This is a genomic window from Streptomyces avermitilis MA-4680 = NBRC 14893 (assembly GCF_000009765.2).
GTDB lineage: Bacteria > Actinomycetota > Actinomycetes > Streptomycetales > Streptomycetaceae > Streptomyces > Streptomyces avermitilis.
This window is the reverse complement of record NC_003155.5, coordinates 7,839,790-7,861,595: the sequence shown is the minus strand read 5'-3', so window position 1 is coordinate 7,861,595 and position 21,806 is coordinate 7,839,790. Positions and strand designations below refer to the sequence as shown.

Genomic DNA, 21,806 nt, shown 5'->3' with positions numbered 1-21,806 from the left:
GGGCGGCGGATCACGGGGTGAAGTGGCTCAGCGCCGCAGCCACTTCACCCCGTACGCCGGCAACTCGAACCGCTTTCCGTCGACCTTCGCGCTGATCGCCCGGTCGAGGGTGTTGACCACGAGGACGGCCTTGTCGTCGGCGAGGACGCGGACATTGGGCACGTCGTCCTTGGCGACCGGCACCGTTTCGTACGTCGTCCCCGGCGGGAACTCCTTGCCGAACCGCGAGACCAGGTCGTACATGGGCAGTTTCGTGCCGCCGTCGCCGCCGGAGGTCGGGGTCCACAGGCAACCCGCGCAGTCGGAGCCCCGCTCCTCCTCCGGGTTCCAGTAGAAGCCGGAGGAGGCACCGCCCCTGGCCATCGCGATCATTCCGGTGGCCTGGACGGCGACGCGCCGGGTCTCGGACCAGCCCGTGCGGTCGTCGTTGCCGTCGGCGGGCTCGACGTAGTACTCGGCCCACCACAGCGGCAGGCCGCGGGTCCGCGCACGCACCCACTCGCCGACGGCCGTGAGCTTGTCCGTGGCCGCGAACTCGTTCGGCAGGAGGTCGTCGTCCTTGGTGTAGCTGGAGCCGTCCACGACGACGAAGTCGGCGCCGGCCTTGTTCCTGTTCCAGTAGTCGAAGGCGTCGAGGACGCGCTGGTCCATGGCACCCCACGGGCCCTTCACGGCCGTCGAGGCGTTCTCCTGCTGGCGCGGGTCGACGCTGTCCATGACCAGGTAGGGCCCGCCCACCATGTTCTTCTCGTCGACCTTCTTCAGGGCCTTGTAGACCAGGTTGTACAGCTCGGTGTAGCCCTCGTAGTCCCAGCGGGCCCTGGAGTCGTTCCAGAAGCCCTTGAACTCGTTCCAGACGATGAAGTGGCGTACGTCCGGATAGCGCTTGGCGACCGTCACGGCGAGCGCCGCGAAGTCCTTGTAGTGGTCGGGATCCGGTGCGGTCTCCAGGGCGGACCGGCTCCAGTCGGTGTTGTCCGCACCGGACTTGCCGCCCTTCATCCAGTCCGGGGCGCAGCACAGGGTGACCACCGGCGTGCCGCCGGACTCGCGGATGAAGTCGATGCGGCGGTCCATCTCCGCGAAGTCGTAACGCCCCTTGACGGGCTCGGGGTTGCCGGCCCCCCAGCCCATGATGTGCTGGATCTGGGGCACCGCCCGCTGCGCGAGCAGCCCCTCGACGCGCTGGGTGGCGTCGCCGCTGCCCTCGTCGGCGCTGAACTGGGTGTGGGTGAAGCCCCAGCCCACTTCCGGTCCGGTGTTCTTGGGCGGGACGGCGGGCGTGCCGTGCACCTTGTCGCCGTCCCGGGAGGTGCCCTCGGTGCTGCCGCCGCCCGAGGGCAGCGTGTTGATCAGGGTCACCACCAGGGCCAGAGCGGCCACACCCACGCCGAGCAGTGCGGTGAGGCGCCACCGCCGTGCCCCCGAATTCCACCCATGACGTCCCATCATGGGCAACAGTATCGGCGGGAATCGGCCGTGGGACAGGGCTCGTCGGCGCACAGCCCGGTAACAGGACGAAGGAGACGCACCGGGAGCACGGCACGCGCTCCGCGGGCACGGGGTACCCGCGACACACCTGGGGCGCTGCGGAAACCGGGTGCACGGGGCGCGCCCGTGACAGATCATGGCGACATGTCTGCGAACCCACACGACGCTCTGCCGATCCGGCTCAACGTCGACGACAGCGACTCCCCGTCCGATGTCGTCGACGCGCTGTTCCTCGGCCGCTTCGCGACGGGCGAGCAGCCGCACTCGCACGCGGCGAACATCGACCGGGTGCGCACCGGGGCGACGCTGCTGCCGCCGGGCGCCCGGGTGCTGCGTTCGGCGCGCGACGACGACCGCAGCGCGACGCTGGCGGAGGGTGACGGCTGGACGCTCCTGGTGTCCCGCTGGAACCGGGGCGCCGACGTCACGGTCACCGCGACCAGCGCCGAGCTGGCGGAGAAGGTGCTCGGGCAGGCGACGGACGGCGCGGCGGACGAGCCGGAGCCGCAGCCGGAGAACGTGACGATGGGGTTCTGGTACGTGTCCCCGAGGCGCGGCCCGCACCGTACGACGCGCCAGATCTCGGCGGGCACGTGGGAGGAGGTCCGCCCCAACTACACGACGCCCGTCGCGGACGCGATGGACCGTCTGATGAAGACCACCCCGGAGGACATCGCGGGCCGGCTGCTGCTGCTCCACGGACCGCCGGGCACCGGGAAGACGTCGGCGCTGCGCACCCTCGCCCGCTCCTGGCGGGACTGGTGCCAGGTGGACTGCGTCCTCGACCCCGAGCGGCTGTTCTCGGACGTCGGCTATCTGATGGACATCGCGATCGGCGAGGAGGACGGGACGGGCAAGGGCCGCTGGCGGCTGCTGCTCCTCGAGGACTGCGACGAGCTGATCCGGGGCGAGGCGAAACACACGGCGGGCCAGGCGCTGTCGCGGCTGCTGAACCTCACCGACGGCCTGCTGGGCCAGGGGCGCAACGTCCTGGTGGGCGTCACGACCAACGAGGACCTGGAACGCCTCCACCCGGCGGTCGTCCGCCCCGGCCGCTGCCTGGCCCGCATCGAGGTGGGCCCGCTGACCCGCCGCGAGGCGGTGAACTGGCTCGGCACGGAGGAGGGGGTGGGCCGCGAGGGTGCGACCCTGGCGGAGCTGTACGCACTGCGCCGGGGCACGTCCCCGACCTCGCTGCCGGAGCCGCGGGAGGGGGCGGACGCGGGGCTCTACCTGTAGGCGCCCGGCCACCTCGGGCGGTGCTTTGATGGACGTATGACCCTGTTCGTCGGCACCTCGGGGTGGCAGTACAAGGACTGGCTGGGCGCCTTGTACCCGCCCGGGTGTCCCACGCGGCTCTGGCTGGAGGAGTACGCGACCCGTTTCGCCACGGTCGAGATCAACAACGCCTTCTACCGGCTGCCGTCGCGGGGCACCTTCGAGACCTGGCGGGAGCGCACCCCGCCGGACTTCGTGGTCGCCGTGAAGGCGAGCCGGTATCTGACCCACATCAAGCGGCTGCGGGACCCCGAGGAGCCGGTCCACCGCCTGATGACCCACGCCGCCGGCCTCGGCGACCGCCTGGGCCCGGTACTTGTCCAGCTTCCGCCCACGCTGCGTGCCGACCCCGGTCTGCTGGACGCCTGTCTCGCCTGTTTCCCGTCCGGCACCCGGATCGCGGTCGAACCGCGCCACGACTCCTGGTGGGCACCGGCGGTGCGCGAGGTGCTCGAAGCGCGGGGCGCCGCCCTGTGCTGGGCCGATGTCCTGTCCCGGCCCGCCACCCCGCTGTGGCGCACCGCCGACTGGGGGTACGTCCGCTTCCACGAGGGCCGCGCCCGCAGGTGGCCGCGCTACGGCCGCCAGGCCCTGGTGACCTGGGCGCGGCGCATCGCCGAGACCTGGCCCGACGATCACGAGGTCTACGCGTACTTCAACAACGACCCGCATGCGGCGGCGGTCGAGGACGCGGCGGTGTTCGCCCGGGTGGCGAAGGCGACGGGCCTGACGGTCACCCGTACTCCGGGCGGTGACGAATGAGCGCGGCCCGTCCCGGGCCCGTCCCGGCCACGGACGTCAGTCTCCGTAGGCCGCCCGCAAGGCGTCGCGTACGGCCGCCGACGCGTCCCCCTCGCTCAACCCGAGCCGCCGAACGCGCTCGGCGTACGCCTGCGCCGCCGACGCCGCCTCCCGTTCCGCGGCCGAGCCCGCTGCGGCGACGAACGTTCCGTTGCGCCCCCGCGTCTCGATCACCCCGTCCGACTCCAGCGCCCGGTACGCCTTGGCGACCGTGTTGGCCGCGAGGCCGAGCGACTCGGCCAGCCCCCGCACGGTCGGCAGCCGGTATCCCACCGGCAGCTCCCCCGAACGCGCCTGCTCGGCGATCTGGGCACGTACCTGTTCGTAGGGCGCGCCGCCTGCTTCGATGACGATCTTCAAGGTCACCGAGTGATTGTCCCGCACCGGCCGCCCGGCGCGGAGCGCTCGTCCCGCGCCCCCGGAAAATCGGAGGCCCCCGCCCGTGGTCCCCGCGTAGCGTGCGAGCCCATGACCTTGATCGTTCGCGAGCTGCGCCAGGACAGCCGGCCAGACGCCGAGGGCTTCGCCCACATCCGGCGCCTGGCCCTCCCCTTCTTCATCGTCACCCCCGAGTCCATCGCCTACGACCGGCGGCACACGCACCCCGACGCCCACTACCAGCCCCTGCTGGCCGAGGCGGACGGTGAGCTCGTCGGCACGGCCCAGGTCGGCCTGGTGCACGACAGCCCCGAGCCCGGACAGGCGTACCTCAACGTCTATGTGCACCCCGAGCGGCTGGGCGGCGGCGCGGGCTCCCTGCTGGTACGCACAGCCGAGGAACGCCTCCGCGCCCTGGGCGCGACGAAGCTGTTCGCATGGGTGCTGGACGAGCCCGCGAACCGGGCGTTCGCCGAGCGGCGGGGCTATCGCGCCAGTCGCTCCGGCCACTTCCTCCGCCTCGACCTGGCGCACGGCACCCTCCCCCCGCTCCAGTCCCCGCCCCCCGGCGTGGAACTGCGCACCGCCGCGGACTTCGCCGACGACCCGCGCCCGCTGTTCGAACTCGACGCGGAGACGAGCGGGGACGAACCGGGCGACGTCGATCACGAGTTCACGGACTACGAGGCCTGGCTGGAGGAGACCTGGCGGCATCCCCTCCTCAGCCACGAGCTGACCTCGGTCGCCCTCGTCGACGGCCGCCCCGCGGCGTTCAGCGCGGCCCGTACCGACGGCGCCACCCGCTACCACACCGGTATGACGGGCACCGCCCGCGCCTTCCGCGGCCGCGGCCTCGCCAAGCTCGCCAAGAACGACTCGCTGCACCGGGCCCGCGCCGCCGGCTTCACCGAGGCGTTCACGGGCAACGACGCCGGCAACGAGCCGATGCTGGCGATCAACAAGTGGTTCGGCTACGAGATCTGTGCGACGGAGGTGCGCTATGTCCGCGAACTCGGCTGAGGCAGTCGGCCAGGTGGAGGTCGTGCTGGTCAAGTCCGGCCGGACGAAGATCCGTTACCCCGCCGAGCTGCTCCATGACGACGGCACCCGGGTGGCCGTACGCGCCCCCTGGGCGGGTGACGGTGTCCGCGACTTCGGCTTCGTACGCTTCGAGCCGGGTGATGTCTTCACCGAGTACTACTGGCGTGACCGCTGGTACGCGGTGAAGGAGGTCCGTGACGGCCGGGGCACCCTGAAGGGCTGGTACTGCGACATCACCCGCCCGGCCACGCTCGTGGGCACCGAACTCGTCGTCGAGGATCTCGACCTGGACCTGTGGCGCTCCGCCGACGGCACGGCCGTGCTCCGTCTCGACGAGGACGAGTTCGCCGCGAGCGGTCTGGCGGTGTCGGACCCGCGGGCCGCGGCCGCCGCCGAGAACGCCCTCGACACGCTCGAACGCCTCGCCCGGGAGGGCGACTTCGAGGCGCTGCTGGCCTGAGCCCGGGCGGTCAAGGGGTGGCCACCACCGCGTATCTCTCGTCGGCCACCTCTTTGCCCCACAGCCGGGAATCGTCCGAGAGCCGCTCCACGCGCACGCTCTTCGCGAGGGGAGCGAGCAGCCCGGTCAGCCGGTCGGCGGACAGGCCGACCGGACTCACCGTCCCCCACACCCCCTCGACCAGCACCAGCCGCCCGCCGGGCCTCAGCAGTCCGCACCACCGCCGCAGGGCGCGGCCCGGGTCGGGCAGCGTCCACAGCACATGGCGGACGAGCACGACGTCGAACCGCTGCTCGCCGACCGGTGGCGCCGCCGCGTCACCGACCAGGAACGCCGCGTCACGTCCGGCCGTCTTGGCGCGGGCCAGGCCGACCATGGCCGGGGACAGATCCACGCCCGTCACCCGGTGCCCCCGCTCGGCCGCGAGGAGCGACAGACTGCCGGTGCCGCAGCCCAGATCCAGCACGTCGCAGGCCTTGCCCGGCAGCCAGTCCCGCAGCCGGGCCGCCCAGGCCTCCCGCACCACCGCGTCGCGCAGCCCGTGGTCCGGCTCGTCGTCGAACGTGGCGGACTCGGCGTCCCAATCCACGTCCGCCGAGATCGCCGAGGTTTCGGGGCCCCCGTTAATGGTCATGCCGCCAAGAGTGGCACCCGCCACTGACAGTCGATCGTGAGAACCGCCACTGACAGACCGCGTCCGATGAGGAACGCTCCCGGAAAGGGTCTACCTCCGTGAACATCGCGGAACCCGGTAGGCACAAGGAGGCAGCCATGCGCCGTGTGACCTTGCAGAAGCCCCTGAGGAAGTCTGTCTCCCGCCGGGTGCGGGAGGAGGCCGAGGAACGCCCCGCCGAGCGCCCGGAGGTCCGAAAGGACATCGCACGCACCTGGTGGCCGGACGGCTGAGCCGGGCCGTCCGCCGGCCACCGCTTGCGGTCGGGGGAACGTCAGGCGAGCCGCTTGCGGTAATGGATCCGGTCGTACGGCCCGTCCACCCGGCGCTCCACGAACTCGTATCCGTACTTCGGGTAGATCTTCTGGTTCTCCCACATCTTGGCGTTCGTGTAGAGCCTGACCTCGTCGAGCCCGAGCGCACGCGCGCGTGCGTCCACGAAGGCGAGCAGCCGTCGCCCCACGCCCTGCCCATGGGCGTCGGGGCGGACGGCGATGCTGTCGAGGAAGAGATGGTCCTCGAACGCCTCGATCACCACGAGGCCCGTCACCGGCTCGCCCAGGACGAACACCCGCCCCGCGGCCACGTTCGCCGCGTGGTCCGCCTCCATGGGCTGCGGCACGCGCCCGATGCGTTCGACGTAGTGGTGGTACGCGGCATCGGTCACGGCCTTCACGGCGTCCACGTCGGCGGCGACGGCGGGCCGTGTCTCGGCGTCGTTCCAGGCATCTGTCATGGCCGACACGGTACTTACCTGAGCGGAGCCTCAGCACTCCCTTAACGGGGCCATAAGGATCTCCATCACCCGCCTCCAGCAGGCGATTTCACGGTTTCTTGGGGATAGCTTGCTGATCAACCACCTGATCGCCCCACGCCCCCGGGACCGTTTCGAGGAGCTCCGCCATGTCTGCTCGCCGCAAGGCGGCCGCCGTCGCCGCCGCCGGTGCCGCCCCGCTCGCCCTGACCGCGCTCGCCGCCGCGCCCGCGTCCGCGCACGGCTCGATGGGCGACCCGGTCAGCCGGGTGTCCCAGTGCTACGCGGAGGGTCCCGAGAGCCCCGGGTCGGCGGCGTGCGGGGCGGCGGTCGCGGCCGGCGGCACACAGGCGCTGTACGACTGGAACGGCATCCGGATCGGTGACGCGAACGGGCGGCATCAGCGGCTGATCCCGGACGGCAGGCTGTGCAGCGCGGACAACGACGAGTTCAAGGGGCTCGACCTGCCCCGCGCCGACTGGCCCGCGACCGGCGTCAGCGGCGGGTCGTACACCTTCAAGTACCGGGTGACCGCCCCGCACAAGGGCACCTTCAAGGTGTACATCACGAAGGCCGGTTACGACCCGTCCAAGCCGCTCGCCTGGGACGACCTGGACCTCGGCCACCCGGTGGCGACGGCCACCGACCCGGCCGCGTCGGGCGGCTTCTACACGTTCTCCGGCACCCTCCCGCAGCGCTCCGGCAAGCAGCTCCTGTACGCGGTCTGGCAGCGCTCGGACAGCCCGGAGGCCTTCTACTCCTGCTCGGACGTCACGTACGGCGCGAGCAACGGCGGCGGCGACCGTGGCAGCGGCGGTACGGCGAGCGGCTCCTCGCCCGCGCCGACCGCCTCCGCGCCCTCCGACCGGCAGATCGAGAACGGTGCCGACAAGTCGACCGTCGAGCACCACGGCCACGGCGACTCCGACGCGAGTACGTCGGCGAAGCCCACCGCCGCCGGCGGCGCCGCGCGGACGACCGGGAGCGCGGCGAAGAGCCCGGCGAAGAGCGCCGACGAACCGGCCGCCGCCGGTGCCGCGGAGAACCTCGCCGAGACCGGTGGCGACGGCAGCGCCCCGTACCTCGCGATCGGCGGGGCGGCGGCGCTGGCGTTCGGCGCCGCCGCCCTGTTCGCCTCGGTCCGCCGCCGTGCGACGAGCGGCGGCCGGCACCACCGCTGAGGACTCCGGGGCCTGTCCGGCGGCTCAGGCCGGACAGGCCCCGGCGGCGATCTCCGGCCCGACCGCGGAGGGGGGCCGGAAGGGGGATCAGCTGAACACGGACGCGCAGGTGGTCCTGGTGGCGTGCGCCGGGTCGAGCGCGTTCGTCACCTCGTGGAACGCGATCCGGTCGATCAGTCCGATCGCCACGTGCTCCGAGAGGTCGAGTGGGCACAGGTCCTGCAACAGGACGTTGTGGACGTCGGAACCGCTCAGGAACGCCGTCCGGTACGGGGTGACCACCTCGTCGTACTGGGTGGCGATGACCGTGTAGTGGACGCCCGCCACGGTGTCGCCGCCCGCGTTGAGTTTGGCCATGAACGCGGAACCTACGACCTGGTCGGCGAGCCCGGGTGTGGCCGTGGAGAGCAGGTCCTCGGCGCCGGGGAAGTACGGCAGCAGGTTGGTGAGGCCGGACAGGGTGGTGCCGTGGTTGTTGGGTGCGATGCCGACGAGGGCGTTCACCTTGCCGGCTCCGCCGAGGAACTTGAGGTAGTAGCGGGGCATCATGCCGCCCTGCGAGTGGCCGACGAGGTCCGCCTTGGTGGCGCCGGTCGCGGTGAGCACCTTGTCCACGAAGACCTGGAGCTGTTCGGCCGACTTGTCGATGGGGCCGAGGCCGTGGAAGAAGGGAACACCCGACAGCTGGCCGTAGTCGAGCGAGAAGACGCAGTAGCCGCGGTGCTCCAGGTAGGGCGCGAGGCCCAGCCAGTTGTCGACGGAGTTCCCGAGGGTTCCGTGGACGAGGACGACGGGGCGGGGATGGGCGGCGGACGGCTTGCAGGAGTAGTCGTTCCAGCCGCTGCTCGGGGCGGAGTCGGCGTGGGCGGTGGCGGCGGGGACGAGGGCGACCGCGACGGTCAGCAGCAGCGCGGTCAGAGGTCTGAGAACTCGTTTCCAGGGCAGCATCGAGTGATCTCCTTGCGGCTCAAGGGAGTTGCGACGGCCTTACGCCCTGTGATCCGGATCACGAGGATGCTGTTCACTCGTCAAGTTACGGACGAGTAGTGCAAGTGTGAAGTTACGCGTCAGTAAAAACTTCCAGTGGTAACCGGCGCGGCCGGTACCGCGTCACCAGGTGGGCCTGATGGGGCCGGAGGGCGCGATGCGCGACAACCGCGCCCGCAGAAGGCCGACTTCCCCCTCGCCGAGCAGCTCGACCCATGGCCGCACGGCCTCCGCCGCCGCCTCTTCCGCGGCCCGCGTACAGGCCCAGCCGCGCTCGGTCAGCACGACGAGGCGGGCCCGGGCGTCACCGGGGTGCGGCCGCCGCTCGACGTACCCCTTGCGCACCATCTCGTCGACGAGCTGGCTCGCCGCCTGCTTGGTGACCCCCAGGTGGGCGGCGAGGTCGGTGACCGTCGCCCCGCCGGGGGCGAGCCGCGAGAAGGCGAAGCCGTGCGCGGGCCGCAACCCCTCGAAGCCGCGGGCGACCACGCCGTCGTGAATGCGTTGTGTCAGCTCACCCGCGGCGGCGAGCAGGGCGGCGGAGAAGGCCATGGCTTCGGAGTTCTGCACGGGGGCATTGAAACACCCTTGACATATTGGTCAAGCAGCTTGACTATATGGTCAATCCGCTTGACTACTTATGGAGGTCTCCATGCCCGTCGTCCGCCCGTCCGAGGCCGTGGTCCACGAGATCCACGGCGCCCGTTTCGTCTCGTACGCCACTCCGCTCAGCGGCAGCAAGGAGCTGTGCGCCTGGCGGGGCGAGATTCCCGCGGGGACGAAGGCCCCCGTGCACACCGTCAACCGTGAGGAGATCTTCCATCTGCTGTCCGGCGAACTGGTGATCACCCTCGACGGGCGCACCGAGCGGATCACCGCCGGCGACACGGTGATCATCAATCCCGGCGCGACCCTGGGCGTCGAGAACCCGACCGATCGGACCGCGGTCTCCTGGGTCACCACGTCCATCGGCCTCGAGGCGGAGCTGGCCGACGGCAGCCGGATCGTGCCGCCGTGGGCCAACTGAATTCTCGGCTGAATCCTCGGCGGACGGCTCAGGCGGCCAGCGCCCCCGGCACGATCGCGCGCGGGCCGAACTTCGCCCGCGCCCGGTCCGCGACCTCTTCGATCCGGCGGACCTTCTCGTCGACCGGGTCGAAGGTGAGCTGATGGGCGGCGTCCTCGGCGGGGCTCAGCCCCTCGGCACGCAGGGCGATCGCGCGGACCCGGGCCCGCTGGAGGCCGAGCGCCTCGTACATGCGGTACGCCGTCGCGGTGAGCGCCGCGGAGTGCGCGGTCGGCTCGGCGAGCGTACGGCTGCGGGTCGTCGAGGACCGGTCGGCGTAGCGCACGGTGAGGGTGAGCGTGCGGCAGACCTGTTCCAGGGTGCGCAGCCGGGTGCCCAGCTCCTCGGTGACCGAGAGCAGGGCGCGGCGGTGCCGGGACGGGTCCACCTCGTCGCGCGGGAAGGGGCGTTCGGCGGTGAGGGAGCGCGATACGGCGTTCGGCACGACCCGGCCGCGGTCGATGCCGGACGCCTTCTCGCGCAGCTCGCGGCCGGTGCGGGCACCGGTGAGGCGTTGCAGCGTGGACAGGGGCGCGGCGGCGACCTTGCCGAGGGTGTCGAGCCCGTACTCGCACAGGGTGCGGGCGGTGGCGTGGCCGACGCCGGGCAGCGCGACGACGGGCCGCTCCGCCAGGAACTCCGCGACGGCGTCCGGCTCTTCGGGCACCACGCGGGTCACCCCGGGTACGGCGTCCCGCAGGGCCATCCGCGCGAGCATGGGCCCCGGCCCGGCGCCGATCGCGCAGTCGATCCCGTAGTGCGCGAGCGCCCGCACCCGGATCAGCGAGGCGAACTCCACGGTCCCCCGCCCGAAGTACCGCTCGGCGCCCCGCAGATCCACCAGTGCCCCGTCGGGCGGCAGCGCCTCCACCACCGGCGTGAACTCCTCGAGCAGCCCGAGGAGCCCCGGCAGGGCGGCCTCGTACATCGGCGGCAGCTGGAAACGTATACAGAGGATGGTCATCCCGCACTCCCCGGACTCTGGTGCCACAACTTCTTTCCACCCGCCGGGCCTTCGCCCGCGGGACGCAGATCGGCCCAGGGGTGCATCTCGTACCCCGTGGGCATGCGGATCTTCCCGCCCTCGGCCGGATCGTCGTCACCGGACCTCTCCGCCGCCGGTACGGGCTCCGCCAGTCGCGCCGCCACCACGTCGAGGCCGCCCTCGGCGCGCAGCTCGACCAGCTCGGCGAGGTTCCAGGCGGCGGCGCCCACCACGCTGAGGCTGCGTGGCCCGCGCCGCTGTACGACCCCACGGACGAGCAGCAGCCAGGAGTGGAAGACGGTGTGCGCGCAGGCGTCGTGGGAGTCGTCGAAGAAGGCGAGGTCGACCAGGCCCGTGCCGTCGTCCAGGGTGGTGAAGATGACCCGCTTGCCGGAGCGGACGGGCGGGGTCTGGGTGGCCGCCTTGGCGCCCGCGACCAGGACCGTCTCGCCGTGCCTCGCCTCGCGCAGCCGACGCGCCGACACCACGCGCAGTTCGTCGAGGAACTCCCGGTGGTCGTCCATCAGATGGCGCGAGGCGTCCATGGAGAGCACGCCCAGTTCGGCGCTGAGCCGCTCCGCCGACGAGAGGTCGGGCAGCCCCGCGGACGCGGTCCCGCGCCCTCCGGTCAGCGGGAGCTGGCCCCCGCCCCCGCCTCGCGCGCCCCGGTGCAGCTCGGTCAGGTGCAGTTGCAGATCACGGCGGTTGGCGCCGAACGCGTCCAGCGCGCCGACCTGCGCGAGCCGCTGGGCGAGCGGCCGGCTCGGCCGGGCCCGCTCCCAGAAGTCGAGCAGCGAGGCGTACGGCTGCCCGTCCGCGATCCGTGCCGCCTCGGCCTCGCTGATGCCGTGCACGTCGGAGAGGGCCAGCCGCACACCCCATCGGCCGGGAGAACCACCGGAAGGACCGCCGGAAGAACCACCGGAAGGGTCGCCGGATTCAGACACCAGTTCGATACGGTGGGCGACCGCCGACCGGTTCACGTCCAACGGCAGGACCGGCACCCCGCGCCGCCGCGCGTCCGCGAGCAGCAGCCGTTTCGGGTACATCCCGGGGTCGTGCGTGAGCAGACCGGCGTAGAACGCGGCCGGGTGATGGGCCTTCAGCCACGCCGACTGGTACGTCGGTACGGCGAAGGCGACCGCGTGCGCCTTGCAGAAGCCGTACGAACCGAAGGCCTCGACGATCTCCCAGGTGCGCTGGATCGTCTCCGCGTCGTACCCGCGCACGGCCGCGTGCTGGGCGAACCAGAAGCGGATCCGCCCCTGCGACTCGGGATCGGACAGCCCCCGCCGCACCCGGTCCGCCTCGGCGCGCCCGCAGCCGGTCATGATGTCCACGATGTCGATGATCTGCTCGTGGAAGACCACGACCCCGTACGTCTCCTTCAGCGGCCCCTCCAGGTCCGGGTGCGGACAGCGGACCGGCGCCCGCCCGTGCCGCGCCTCGATGAACGGCCGCACCATGTCGGCGGCGACCGGTCCGGGCCGGAAGAGGGAGATGTCGACCACCAGGTCATGGAAGGTGGCGGGTTGCAACCGCCCCACCAGGTCCCGCTGCCCCGGCGACTCGATCTGGAAGCAGCCCAGCGTCTCGGCGGACCGGATGAGCCGGTACGTCGCCGGGTCGCCCGGCGGTACGGCGTCCAGGTCCACGGAAGTCCCCGTCGCCCGCTCCACCTCGGCCACCGCGTGCGCCATCGCGGACTGCATCCGCACGCCGAGCACATCGAGCTTGAGCAGCCCGAGGTCCTCGACGTCCTCCTTGTCGAACTGCGACATGGGCAGCCCCTCGCCGCTGGTCGGCACGACCGGCGTACGGGCGAGCAGCGAGGCGTCGGAGAGCAGGACCCCGCACGGGTGCATGGCGACTCCGCGCGGCAGGGCGTCGAGGGCCTCGACCAGCTCCCACAGCTTCCCGTACCGCCCCCCTTCCCGCCGGAACTCGCCCGCCAGTTCCCGCAGTTCGGGCAGCTCGGCCAGGGCCGCGCGGGCGTCACGCGCCCGGATGTGCGGGAAGGACTTGGCGATCCGGTCGATGTCGGCCGGGTCCATGGAGAGGGCGGCGCCCACGTCGCGGATGGCATGCCGTACGCGATACGTCTCGGGCATCGCGACGGTCGCGACCCGCTCGGTGCCGAACCGGCCGATGATCGCGCGGTAGACCTCGATGCGGCGCGCGGACTCCACGTCGATGTCGATGTCGGGCAGGACCGCGCGCCGCTTGGACAGGAAGCGCTCCATCAGCAGGCCGTGTTCGACGGGGTCGGCGTGCGCGATGCCGAGGAGGTGGTTCACCAGCGAGCCCGCACCGGAGCCGCGTGCCGCGACCCGAATCCCCATATCCCGTACGTCGTCCACGACTTGAGCGACCGTCAGGAAGTAGGACGCGAAGCCGTGGTGGGCGATGATGTCCAGCTCCCGGTGCATCCGCTCCCAGTAGTCGCGCCGGTCCGCGTAGCCGTGCCGCACCATCCCCGCCGCCGCCCGTGAGGTCAGCACACGCTGCGCGGTGCGGCGGCCGGCGCCGACGAGGTGCGGCTCGGGGAAGTGGACGGTCCCGATGCCGAGGTCGTCCTCGGGGTCGACGAGACACTCGGCGGCGGTGGCCTGGGTCTGTTCGAGCAGGCGGTACGCGGTGTCCCGGCGGTAGCCCGCGGCCTCGACGATCCGCTCGGCGGCGCCCAGCATGGCGTCCGCGTCCTTGAGCCAGGCCTCGCCGGAGTCCAGCTCCTTGGTGGGGTCGACGGGGACGAGCCGACGGGCGGCGTCCAGGACGTCGGCGACCGGGCCCATGCCGGGGTCGGCGTACCGGACGGCGTTGCTGAGCACCGGGCGGACGCGCTGCTCGGCGGCGAAGCCGACGGTACGGGCGGCCAGGCGCAGCGAGCCGGGTCCGGTGCCCTTGCGGCCGTGCCACACGGCTTCGAGGCGCAGCGCGTCGCCGTAGACCTCCCGCCAGGGCGCGAGCAGCCTCGCGGCCCGGTCGGGGCGCCCGGCGGCGAGCGCGCGGCCGACGTCGGAGGCGGGGCCGAGCAGTACGGTCAGGCCCTCGGCGTGGTTGTCGGGCCAGGGGAGCAGCGGCTGCCCCTCCCCCGTATGCGACGCGGTGACGATTCTGCAGAGGTCGGCCCAGCCGGCCGCGCCCTCCCGGGCGAGGAAGGTCACACGGGGTGTCGACTCGTCGATGAAGGCACCGCCGCGGACCGGGGCGCGCCGCTTGCCTCCGTGCTCGCGCTCCCCCGCCGAAGCCACCATGAGCTCCGCTCCGAACAGCGGCCGGACGCCCGCCGCGGCGCAGGCCTTGGCGAACCGGACCGTGCCGGCGAGGGTGTCCCGGTCGGTGAGCGCGAGGGCGTCCATGCCCCGCTCGGAGGCGCGCTCGGCGAGCCGCTCCGGGTGCGAGGCGCCGTAGCGCGGGGAGAACCCGGAGACGGTGTGCAGATGCGTGAATCCCGGCACACACACCTCCCGCACCTGTCGCACCCGGGCACCCTCACCCGGGCTATCGAACATCTGTTCAAGTCCCGCGCCTCCACCATAGACCAATTTTCGAACTGCTGTACGACAGCTGTTCGGGCCCGCCCCACCTGCGCAAACGCCACCGTTCGCCTCCTGGCCGAAGCCGAACGGTCGAACGTTCGAGCAGTGATCCGGTGGCCGAGTGATCGACGTCAGTCGGTCGGTCCGTCGGCCGGTCCGCCGGTCCGGAAGTGGCGGGGGTGTCCGTTGTCCTGGTGGCCGCGTCGGTACGCGAACCAGCCCGCCGCCGTGAGCAGCGCGGCCAGAAAGGACAGGGTCAGGGCGGCGACGCCCGTGGAGGCGAGGCTGCCGGCGGACGTGCCGGCCGTGTTCGTGGAGGTTCCGGAGCCGCCGGAGGCCGAGGCCGAGCCCGAATCGCCGGTACCGCCGGTGCCGCCGGTGCCGCCGCCCGTACCGCCCGTCCCGTCGTCCGTGTCCACCGGGTCCTGGCCGACAAAGCTGACCGGGACCTTCACGTCCTGGGAACGGTCGCCGGAGAGGGTGTGGTCGGCGCGGGTGGCCAGTACGCAGGTCGCCTTGAAGCAGTCGGTGTACTCGTCCTTCGCGTCGACGGTGAGCTCGATCTCGAAGGTGCCGCCGTCGCCGTACGGGATCGCCGGCTCCTCGCCGTAGTCGGGCGGATCGGAGGAGATCCACGCCGAGGAGTGCGAGGTCCCGGTCATGTCGACGCCACCGATGCACGGGGTGGGCAGTTCGCCGTCGCCGTTGTCGACGCACAGGGCGACGTCGACGCACAGGGCGACATAGATGCCCTTGTCCTCGTTGTAGCCGGACCCCGTGATCTTCAGGGTCTGGTCCTCGGTGGCCAGGTTGTTGACCGGGGTGACGGTGAGCTTCTGGTTCTCGGGGCCGGTGACCGTCTTCGTGCCCGACGGCCCGGACGGACCGGGGTCGTCACCCCCGCCGGTGCCGCCCTCCTCGGTGACCGTGAGGGTGACCGGGGTGGTGCGGGTGGTGCCGAGGGCCGGCGTGACGCAGACACCGCCGGAGACCAGGGCGTTCCGGGCGAGGAGGGCGAGACAGGCCGCGCCGCCCGATCGGGGCCCGATCGGGTGCGAGGCCTGCGCCGCGCCGGGCCGGCCCGCGCGGGGCCGGGGGCCGACGCCGACGGCGCGAGCGCCCCGCCGTGTCTCACGGGAGCCGCTCGCGCCGCCTTGGCTGTCGCCGTTGTTGCGTTGTTGCCGTGCCGTGCCATGCCGTGCCGTTGCCGGGCCCGGTGTGCCCCTCAGGGGCGCGCCCGTACGCGGTGGAGGCCGGTGCGTCCTTCAGGATCACGCCCGTCCAGGTCCCGCTCGCGCGGCAGGACCACCGCGTACGTCCGGACCGGTGAGGCCCGTCGTCGCGTCAGCCGATCTGCGCGCCGAACGTCGACAGCGCCTCGGTCACCGGCTGGAAGAACGTCTCGCCGCCGGACGTGCAGTCACCGCTGCCGCCCGAGGTGAGGCCGATGGCGGTGTCGGCCGCGAAGAGCGAGCCGCCGCTGTCGCCGGGCTCGGCGCAGACGTCGGTCTGGATGAGGCCGTTGACGATGTCGCCGTTGCCGTAGTTCACGGTGGCGTCCAGACCGGTGACCGTGCCGCTGTGCACCTGGGTCGTGGAGCCGCTGCGGGTGACCTTCTGGCCGACGGTCGCATCGCCCGCCTTGGTGATGGGCTGCGTGGAGCCGTTGTAGAGGTCGACCTCGCTCGGGTGGTCGGCGTTCGAGGTGTACTTGACCAGGCCGAAGTCGTTGCCCGGGAAGCTGGACTGCTCGTTCGTGCCGATCTGGCTGCCGCTGGAGTCCGACCAGGTCGAGATCGACTCGGTGCAGTGCCCGGCGGTGATGAAGTACGGCTGGCCGCCCTTGACCACGTTGAAGCCGAGCGAGCAGCGCCCGCCGCCGCCGGTGATCGCGTCGCCGCCCGCGATGAAGGGCTTGTACTCCCCCTTCGTGCGCTGGAGTTCGGCTCGCTGACCGAGGCCGTCGACGACCTTGGTCAGCGTGGCCCACTCGGCCTTGGAGACCGTGCGGTCCGCGGTGACGACGACCTTGTTGGTCTCCGGGTCGGTCGCCCACGAGGTGCCGGGGATGGTCGCGTCCTGCTTGAGCGTCGTACGCGCGCTCGTCAACTCGGCCAGGGAGTTCCGCACGACTCTGGCCTTGGCGCCGGCCGCCTCGACGGTCTTCGCCGCCGTCTCGTCGAGCACGTTGACGACGAGGTGCTTCGCCTTCGCGTCGTAATACGTTCCCGCCGCGTCGGTGCCCAGGTCCTTGCCCAGGGTCGAGGCGAGCTTTCCGGCCGCCGAGAGGGAGAGGGTGTGGGGCGCTTCGGTCTTCGGGGCCTCGCTCGCGTTCGCAGTCTGGAAGGTGACACCCGCGGCGACGAGCGCGGCGATGCCGGCTCCGGCCACGGCTGCGCGCCGCCTGGATATGCGTCGGTGCTTCAACTTACGTCCTCCTGTGGGGGGTCGGTCAACGAGGTTGTGGGGACCTCGACGACCGGAAGGCGTACGGGCACGGAGGCGGCGCACCGCAAAATGCCACGTCCGCGCCCACTGTGCGCCGTCCACTATTCCGAGGGGCACAGGGAGCACACAAGGTCGACTTCAGGACGCGCATATGCAACAGGTGTGCGCCCCCTGCACCCTGACGCTCCGTGGTCTTGCCACGTGAATTCCCGTTGCAAACACTGAGTGCGAGTGAGTTCTCGGCAGCCTGCGAGGTCTAGTCCTGTCTTGATTTCGACCCTCTGATGTCCGGATCCGACGGAGGCGCGAGGGACGGGAGTTGCTCCTGCATCGATTGCCACGCCGATTGCCGCGCCCATTGCCGCATCGATTGCCGCGCCGATTGCCGTGTCCTACCGCGAACATGGGCGAGCCCCCGTACGCCCTGTGCGTACGGGGGCTCGCCCGCTGCCGGCCGGAGACCGGGAACCGGGGTGGACGACTAGCCGACGCTCACGCCGTAGTAGCTGAGCGCCTCGGTGACCGGCTGGAAGAAGGTCGTACCGCCGGAGGTGCAGTTGCCGCTGCCGCCGGAGGTCAGACCGTAGGCGACGGATCCGCCGTACAGCGGACCACCGCTGTCGCCGCCCTCGGCGCAGACCGTGGTCTGGATCATGCCGTAGACGACGTCACCACTGCCGTAGTTGACCGTGGCGTTCAGCGCGGTGACCCGGCCGCTGTGCGTGCCGGTGGTGGACCCACGGCGGTAGACGGTCGTACCCACGCTCGGCGTGGCGGCGCTGCTGATGGTCTGGCTGCCGACCGCGCTCGGGTGGGCGACCGAGGTGTTCGTGTAGCGCACCAGGGCGAAGTCGTTGGTCGGGAAGCTGTAGCTGACGTTCGTGCCCAGCGTCGTGGTCTGGCCGGAGTTGGAGTACCAGGTCGAGGCGACCTCACCGCAGTGGCCGGCGGTCAGGAAGTAATAGGTGCTCCCACTGTGCACGTTGAAGCCGAGCGAACAGCGGTAGCCACCGCCGTAGATGGCGTCGCCGCCGGTGATCAGCTTCTTGAACGTGCCCGGGGTGTGCTTGACGGTGAGGGCGCCGGCGTTACTGCCCGCGTCCTTCTTGATCTGGGCGATCTCGGCCTTGGAGACCGTACTGTCGACCGTGACGACGACGCGGTTCGTCTTGGGGTCGACGGCCCAGGCGGTGCCCGCTACATCGGACTTGAGCACCGACTTGGCGACCGTGGTGAGCTGGGTGGCGCTGAACGTCTGTGCGTCGCTCGCGTTCGCGGTGGGGACGGCGAACGCGGCAGCGGCCAGGAAACCGGTGGCCACGGCGATCAGCCGGGTCCGTCTCGCCACACCGCTGCGGGGGTTGGTGCGCTTGATCCTCACTTTTCGTTCCCTCCCAGGGGAAGTCGGGGGGCCCACGTGGGGGATGGGGCCCGTGAGGCGCAGCCAAGAGCCCGTTGTCCGGTTTCCGGACAAGCCGTGCCCCTGACAAGCGCTGTGGGGGAGTATTCGGCCGCGCGACCGCAAGGCGCAAGGGCGCCTTTCGGCCGTGCAGCGTTCAACTTGCGGACCCCTCAACAACGCCGACCGAACCCCTGGGAACCGGAAGCGGTGGCTGCTCTCCCCGCTGGTGGCGTCGGCGAAGACGGCCCACAGCGAGCCGTCCCCTCGACGCTCACCCGCAGGGTCAGCTCCTGTCCGGCCAGGGTGAGGACGAGTTCGCCGCCGAGACCAGCCCGCGCTCGCGGCCGTCGGCGTTCTCGACGCGTACGGTGCGGTTCTCGCCGTACGAGGTGAAGCGCCCCGGCACCGACCAGCGCGGATCGTACGAGCTCGCCTCGATGCCCTTGAACGCCCGGCGGGCGGCCGAGGCGGGGTCGAAGTCGCGTACGCCCCAGACCCCTTCGCGGACGAGAACGACGAGCCGGCGCTCACCGTGCGCGACCGGGGCCGCGGTCACGGGCCCGGGTCGGGCGGGAGCCTGAGCTCGCCGGTGAAGGGCTCGCCGTCGACGGTCAGCCCGTCTTCGGCCACCGTGGTCAGGACGGTCGTACCCCCTCCCGGGTCCAGCACCCGGGGATGTCCGGAAGTCGACCCTCCGGATAGTCCTCCAGCCGGTGCGTGCCGGTCAGCGCGAGCGGCCCGTAGGGCGCCGACACCGTCTCGGTGCGGTGCTCGTCCCGGCGCTTCCGGTCCTCGGATGCGTCCGTCGTCATGGGATCAGCGCTTCCGTAGGGGGATCCGCCAACCCGAGATGCGAGCGCAGTGTGGTTCCCGGGTAGTGCGTGCGGTAGGCGCCGCGCTCCTGGAGCAGCGGCACCACCCGGTCCACGAACTCGTCGAGCCCGCCCGGGGTGAGATGCGGTGCGAGGATGAAGCCGTCGGCGGCGTCGGTCCGTACGAACTCCTCGAGTTCGGCGGCGACCGCCTCCGGCGTACCGACGAAGGACTGCCGTCCGGTCGCCTCGATCACGGTCTGCCGGATGGACAGCCCCTTCTCGTGGGACAGGGCGCGCCATTTCTCGGCGATCGCCCGCGGATCGGCGACCTCCACCCCGCCCTGCATCAGGCCCGGCTCCGGGTCCGGGTGGGGGTCCGGGTCCGGGTCGAAGGCGGGCAGCGGACCGTCGGGGTCGTGGTCGGACAGGTCGACGCCCCAGATCTGCTCCAGCGTGAGGATCGCGTTCTGCGGCGAGATCTGCTGCCACCGGATCTCGGCGGCCCGTTCCTGCGCCTCGGCGGCGGTGTCGCCGAGCACGAAGGTGACCCCGGGCATGATCTTCAGGTCCTCGGGCTCGCGTCCGTACGCCGCGAGCCGTCTCTTCACATCAGCGTAGAACGCGCGCCCCGCCTCCAGCGTCCCGTGCCTGGCGAAGACCACGTCCGCCGAGGATGCGGCGAACTCCCGGGCCTCGGCCGAGTCGCCGGCCTGGATGACGACGGGGTGCCCCTGCGGCGAGCGCGGCACGGTGAACTCACCCGCGATGTCGAAGTGCCGCCCACGGTGGGCGAACGGCCGCGACACCCCCTCGGGCGTCCAGGAGTCCCACAACTCCCTTGCCGCCGCCACGAATTCGGCGGTACGGGCATGCCGGTCGGCCCGGTCGAGGAAGCCGCCGCGCCGGAAGTTCGCCCCGGTGAACGCGTCGGCGGAGGTCACCACGTTCCAGGCGGCCCGGCCCCCGCTGAGGTGGTCCAGCGTGGCGAGCCTGCGGGCGGTTTCGTACGGCTCGTTGAAGGTCGCGTCGACCGTGGCGGCGAGCCCGAGCCGCTCGGTGACGGCGGCCAGCGCGTTGAGCACGGTGATCGCCTCGGGGTGCCCCACGACGTCCAGGTCATGGATGCGTCCCTTGTGTTCGCGCAGCCGCAGCCCTCCGGCGAGGAGGAAGAAGTCGAACAGACCGCGTTCGGCGGTGCGCGCCAGATGCTCGAAGGAGGCGAACTCGATCTGCGACTTCGCGCGCGGGTCGGCCCAGACGGTCGTGTTGTCGACCCCTGGGACGGGGCTCTCCCCGCTCGAGCGAGATCGGGAGTGGGAGTGGGAGTGGGGGAGGGCGGCCAGGTGGATCTGTTTGACGGCGGGCTTGCGTACGGTCATGACGTTCCCCCGGTCACGGCGTACTGGTTGGCGGGCCGGCCCAGCCCCAGGTGCTCCCTGAGCGTGCTGCCCGGATAGAAGGTGCGGAACAGGCCGCGGTGCTGGAGCAGCGCCACTGTGCCGTTGACGAGCCGCTCCAGGTCACGGCGCGGCTCGACCGGGGTGAGGTGGAAGCCGTCGACGGCGCCGGCCTGGTGCCAGACGGCGATCAGGTCGGCCAGGTCGACGGGGCCGCCGCGATACCGCGGGCCCTGCGCGGTCCCCAGGGGTCCGCCCCCGCCTCCCCCGAGTTCTCGTCTTCGCCCGAACAGCGGGGACCCCCATCCGGGCTCGGCCGCGTGCTCGCCGTCCCCGAGGTCGACGACCAGACACGCGAGGATCCGCAGGGTGTCGGGATCGCGCCCGAACTCCTCCGCCGTGCCCCGCAGTTCGGTCCGTACGGCGGCGGCCTGGGCGGGAGAGGTGACACGGAGGAGCGCCACGTCGGCGTACCGGGCGGCTGTTCTCCTCGCCTGTCCCTCGGTGGCGTCGACGACCCGTACGGGGTGTCCCTGCGGGGGCCGCGGCACGATCGAGGGTCCCTTCACGGAGAAGGCGGCCCCCTCGAAATCGGTGTGGTGCAGCTTGTCCCGGTCGACGAAGCGGCCGGTCGCCACGTCGCGTATCTCGGCGCCGTCCTCCCAGCTGTCCCACAACCGGGCGGCCACGTCGGCGACTTCGCCCGCCTCCTGCCACAGGGTGTCGGCGGGCGCGGCATGGCGGCGGCCGAAGAGGCGGGCCTCGCCCTCGGTGGTGGACACGTCGAGGTGCCAGCCGGCGCGGCCGCGGCTGACCCAGTCGAGGGTCGCGACGGCCGCCTGCACATGGAAGGGCTCGGTGTGCGTGGTGGTCACGGTCGGCACCAGACCGATCCGCCGGGTGGCGGGCGCCACCCGCGAGAGCACGGCGAGCGCGTCGGGTCCGGGACGCGCGAAGGTGTCGCCGAGGGTGACGAAGTCGAGTACGCCACGCTCCGCGAGCCGCACCAGCTCGACGTACGAGCCGGCGTCGAACACCGTCGGCTGATCGACGGCGGCGGCCAGGTGCAGCAACCCCCGGCCGGTCGATGAGGTCATGTGGATGAAC

20 protein-coding genes and 1 pseudogene are annotated in these 21,806 nt (G+C 71.9%); 7 read left to right on the top strand and 14 right to left on the bottom strand.

The genetic code is table 11. The features are described 5' to 3' along the window. Positions 1–27: 27 nt before the first annotated feature. Positions 28–1,449, bottom strand: a complete 1,422-nt coding sequence (locus SAVERM_RS33760) for a GH39 family glycosyl hydrolase (RefSeq protein ID WP_037646633.1) — start codon at positions 1,447–1,449, stop codon at positions 28–30. Positions 1,450–1,635: 186 nt separating this feature from the next. Between SAVERM_RS33760 and SAVERM_RS33755 the strand changes: the two genes are divergently transcribed. Together SAVERM_RS33755 and SAVERM_RS33750 are read left to right on the top strand one after the other, a co-directional pair. After that, on the top strand, positions 1,636–2,730 hold the full coding sequence (locus SAVERM_RS33755) for a DUF5925 domain-containing protein (protein WP_010987969.1): 1,095 nt from the start codon (positions 1,636–1,638) through the stop codon (positions 2,728–2,730). A gap of 36 nt (positions 2,731–2,766) precedes the next feature. Next, the gene (locus SAVERM_RS33750; RefSeq protein ID WP_010987968.1) at positions 2,767–3,531 is read left to right on the top strand and encodes a DUF72 domain-containing protein; all 765 of its coding nucleotides are present in this window, start codon (positions 2,767–2,769) and stop codon (positions 3,529–3,531) included. A 36-nt stretch (positions 3,532–3,567) separates the two neighbouring features. Here SAVERM_RS33750 and SAVERM_RS33745 read toward each other — a convergent pair whose 3' ends face one another. Further along, the gene (locus tag SAVERM_RS33745) at positions 3,568–3,936 is read right to left on the bottom strand and encodes a GntR family transcriptional regulator (protein WP_037646632.1); all 369 of its coding nucleotides are present in this window, start codon (positions 3,934–3,936) and stop codon (positions 3,568–3,570) included. Between the two features lie 102 nt (positions 3,937–4,038). On the opposite strand from SAVERM_RS33745, the gene SAVERM_RS33740 reads away from it, so the two are divergent. Beyond that, a complete protein-coding gene (locus tag SAVERM_RS33740) occupies positions 4,039–4,968 on the top strand; it encodes a GNAT family N-acetyltransferase (protein WP_037646385.1) in 930 nt (309 codons plus the stop codon). Further along, positions 4,949–5,449 (top strand): ribonuclease FAU-1 family protein, encoded by a 501-nt coding sequence (locus SAVERM_RS33735; protein WP_037646384.1) that lies wholly within the window; start codon positions 4,949–4,951, stop codon positions 5,447–5,449. Before SAVERM_RS33740 ends, SAVERM_RS33735 begins: the two co-directional genes overlap by 20 nt. Before the next feature lie 10 nt (positions 5,450–5,459). On the opposite strand, the gene SAVERM_RS33730 is transcribed toward SAVERM_RS33735, so the two are convergent. Further along, complete coding sequence (locus SAVERM_RS33730) at positions 5,460–6,083, bottom strand: class I SAM-dependent methyltransferase (protein ID WP_037646382.1); 624 nt, start codon at positions 6,081–6,083, stop codon at positions 5,460–5,462. Positions 6,084–6,220: 137 nt separating this feature from the next. Here SAVERM_RS33730 and SAVERM_RS45400 point away from each other — a divergent pair, with 137 nt between their 5' ends. Beyond that, positions 6,221–6,355 carry a hypothetical protein gene (locus SAVERM_RS45400; protein ID WP_255222049.1) on the top strand — a complete coding sequence of 45 codons (135 nt, stop codon included), beginning with the start codon at positions 6,221–6,223 and terminating at the stop codon, positions 6,353–6,355. A 41-nt stretch (positions 6,356–6,396) separates the two neighbouring features. Here the strand turns inward: SAVERM_RS45400 and SAVERM_RS33725 are convergent, their stop codons facing one another. After that, positions 6,397–6,858, bottom strand: a complete 462-nt coding sequence (locus SAVERM_RS33725) for a GNAT family N-acetyltransferase (protein ID WP_037646381.1) — start codon at positions 6,856–6,858, stop codon at positions 6,397–6,399. A gap of 167 nt (positions 6,859–7,025) precedes the next feature. Between SAVERM_RS33725 and SAVERM_RS33720 the strand changes: the two genes are divergently transcribed. After that, positions 7,026–8,057 carry a lytic polysaccharide monooxygenase auxiliary activity family 9 protein gene (locus tag SAVERM_RS33720; RefSeq protein WP_010987961.1) on the top strand — a complete coding sequence of 344 codons (1,032 nt, stop codon included), beginning with the start codon at positions 7,026–7,028 and terminating at the stop codon, positions 8,055–8,057. 87 nt (positions 8,058–8,144) lie between these two features. Here the strand turns inward: SAVERM_RS33720 and SAVERM_RS33715 are convergent, their stop codons facing one another. Beyond that, on the bottom strand, positions 8,145–9,005 hold the full coding sequence (locus SAVERM_RS33715; protein WP_010987960.1) for an esterase/lipase family protein: 861 nt from the start codon (positions 9,003–9,005) through the stop codon (positions 8,145–8,147). Between the two features lie 162 nt (positions 9,006–9,167). Continuing rightward, positions 9,168–9,614 (bottom strand): MarR family winged helix-turn-helix transcriptional regulator, encoded by a 447-nt coding sequence (locus SAVERM_RS33710; RefSeq protein ID WP_010987959.1) that lies wholly within the window; start codon positions 9,612–9,614, stop codon positions 9,168–9,170. A gap of 82 nt (positions 9,615–9,696) precedes the next feature. Between SAVERM_RS33710 and SAVERM_RS33705 the strand changes: the two genes are divergently transcribed. After that, a complete protein-coding gene (locus SAVERM_RS33705) occupies positions 9,697–10,071 on the top strand; it encodes a cupin domain-containing protein (RefSeq protein WP_037646631.1) in 375 nt (124 codons plus the stop codon). 28 nt (positions 10,072–10,099) lie between these two features. Here the strand turns inward: SAVERM_RS33705 and SAVERM_RS33700 are convergent, their stop codons facing one another. The 8 genes and pseudogenes from SAVERM_RS33700 to SAVERM_RS33665 all read right to left on the bottom strand — a co-directional run bounded on the left by SAVERM_RS33700 (position 10,100) and on the right by SAVERM_RS33665 (position 21,796). Next, positions 10,100–11,074 carry a DNA polymerase Y family protein gene (locus tag SAVERM_RS33700; RefSeq protein ID WP_010987957.1) on the bottom strand — a complete coding sequence of 325 codons (975 nt, stop codon included), beginning with the start codon at positions 11,072–11,074 and terminating at the stop codon, positions 10,100–10,102. Further along, entirely contained in the window at positions 11,071–14,556 is a 3,486-nt protein-coding gene (locus tag SAVERM_RS33695; RefSeq protein ID WP_010987956.1) for a DNA polymerase III subunit alpha, read from the bottom strand. Before SAVERM_RS33695 ends, SAVERM_RS33700 begins: the two co-directional genes overlap by 4 nt. Positions 14,557–14,768: 212 nt before the next feature. After that, on the bottom strand, positions 14,769–15,299 hold the full coding sequence (locus SAVERM_RS45055) for a hypothetical protein (protein WP_010987955.1): 531 nt from the start codon (positions 15,297–15,299) through the stop codon (positions 14,769–14,771). 682 nt (positions 15,300–15,981) lie between these two features. Beyond that, entirely contained in the window at positions 15,982–17,064 is a 1,083-nt protein-coding gene (locus tag SAVERM_RS33685) for a S1 family peptidase (protein WP_078234562.1), read from the bottom strand. A gap of 502 nt (positions 17,065–17,566) precedes the next feature. Continuing rightward, complete coding sequence (locus tag SAVERM_RS33680) at positions 17,567–18,466, bottom strand: S1 family peptidase (protein WP_037646629.1); 900 nt, start codon at positions 18,464–18,466, stop codon at positions 17,567–17,569. A 216-nt stretch (positions 18,467–18,682) separates the two neighbouring features. After that, positions 18,683–19,299 (bottom strand): annotated as a pseudogene (locus tag SAVERM_RS45050) (DUF1684 domain-containing protein); the annotation flags it as partial. Continuing rightward, on the bottom strand, positions 19,296–20,681 hold the full coding sequence (locus tag SAVERM_RS33670; protein WP_010987951.1) for an NtaA/DmoA family FMN-dependent monooxygenase: 1,386 nt from the start codon (positions 20,679–20,681) through the stop codon (positions 19,296–19,298). The pseudogene SAVERM_RS45050 and the gene SAVERM_RS33670, both read right to left, overlap by 4 nt. Beyond that, positions 20,678–21,796: an LLM class flavin-dependent oxidoreductase gene (locus SAVERM_RS33665; RefSeq protein ID WP_010987950.1), complete on the bottom strand. Its 1,119-nt coding sequence runs from the start codon at positions 21,794–21,796 to the stop codon at positions 20,678–20,680. Before SAVERM_RS33665 ends, SAVERM_RS33670 begins: the two co-directional genes overlap by 4 nt. Positions 21,797–21,806: the final 10 nt, after the last annotated feature.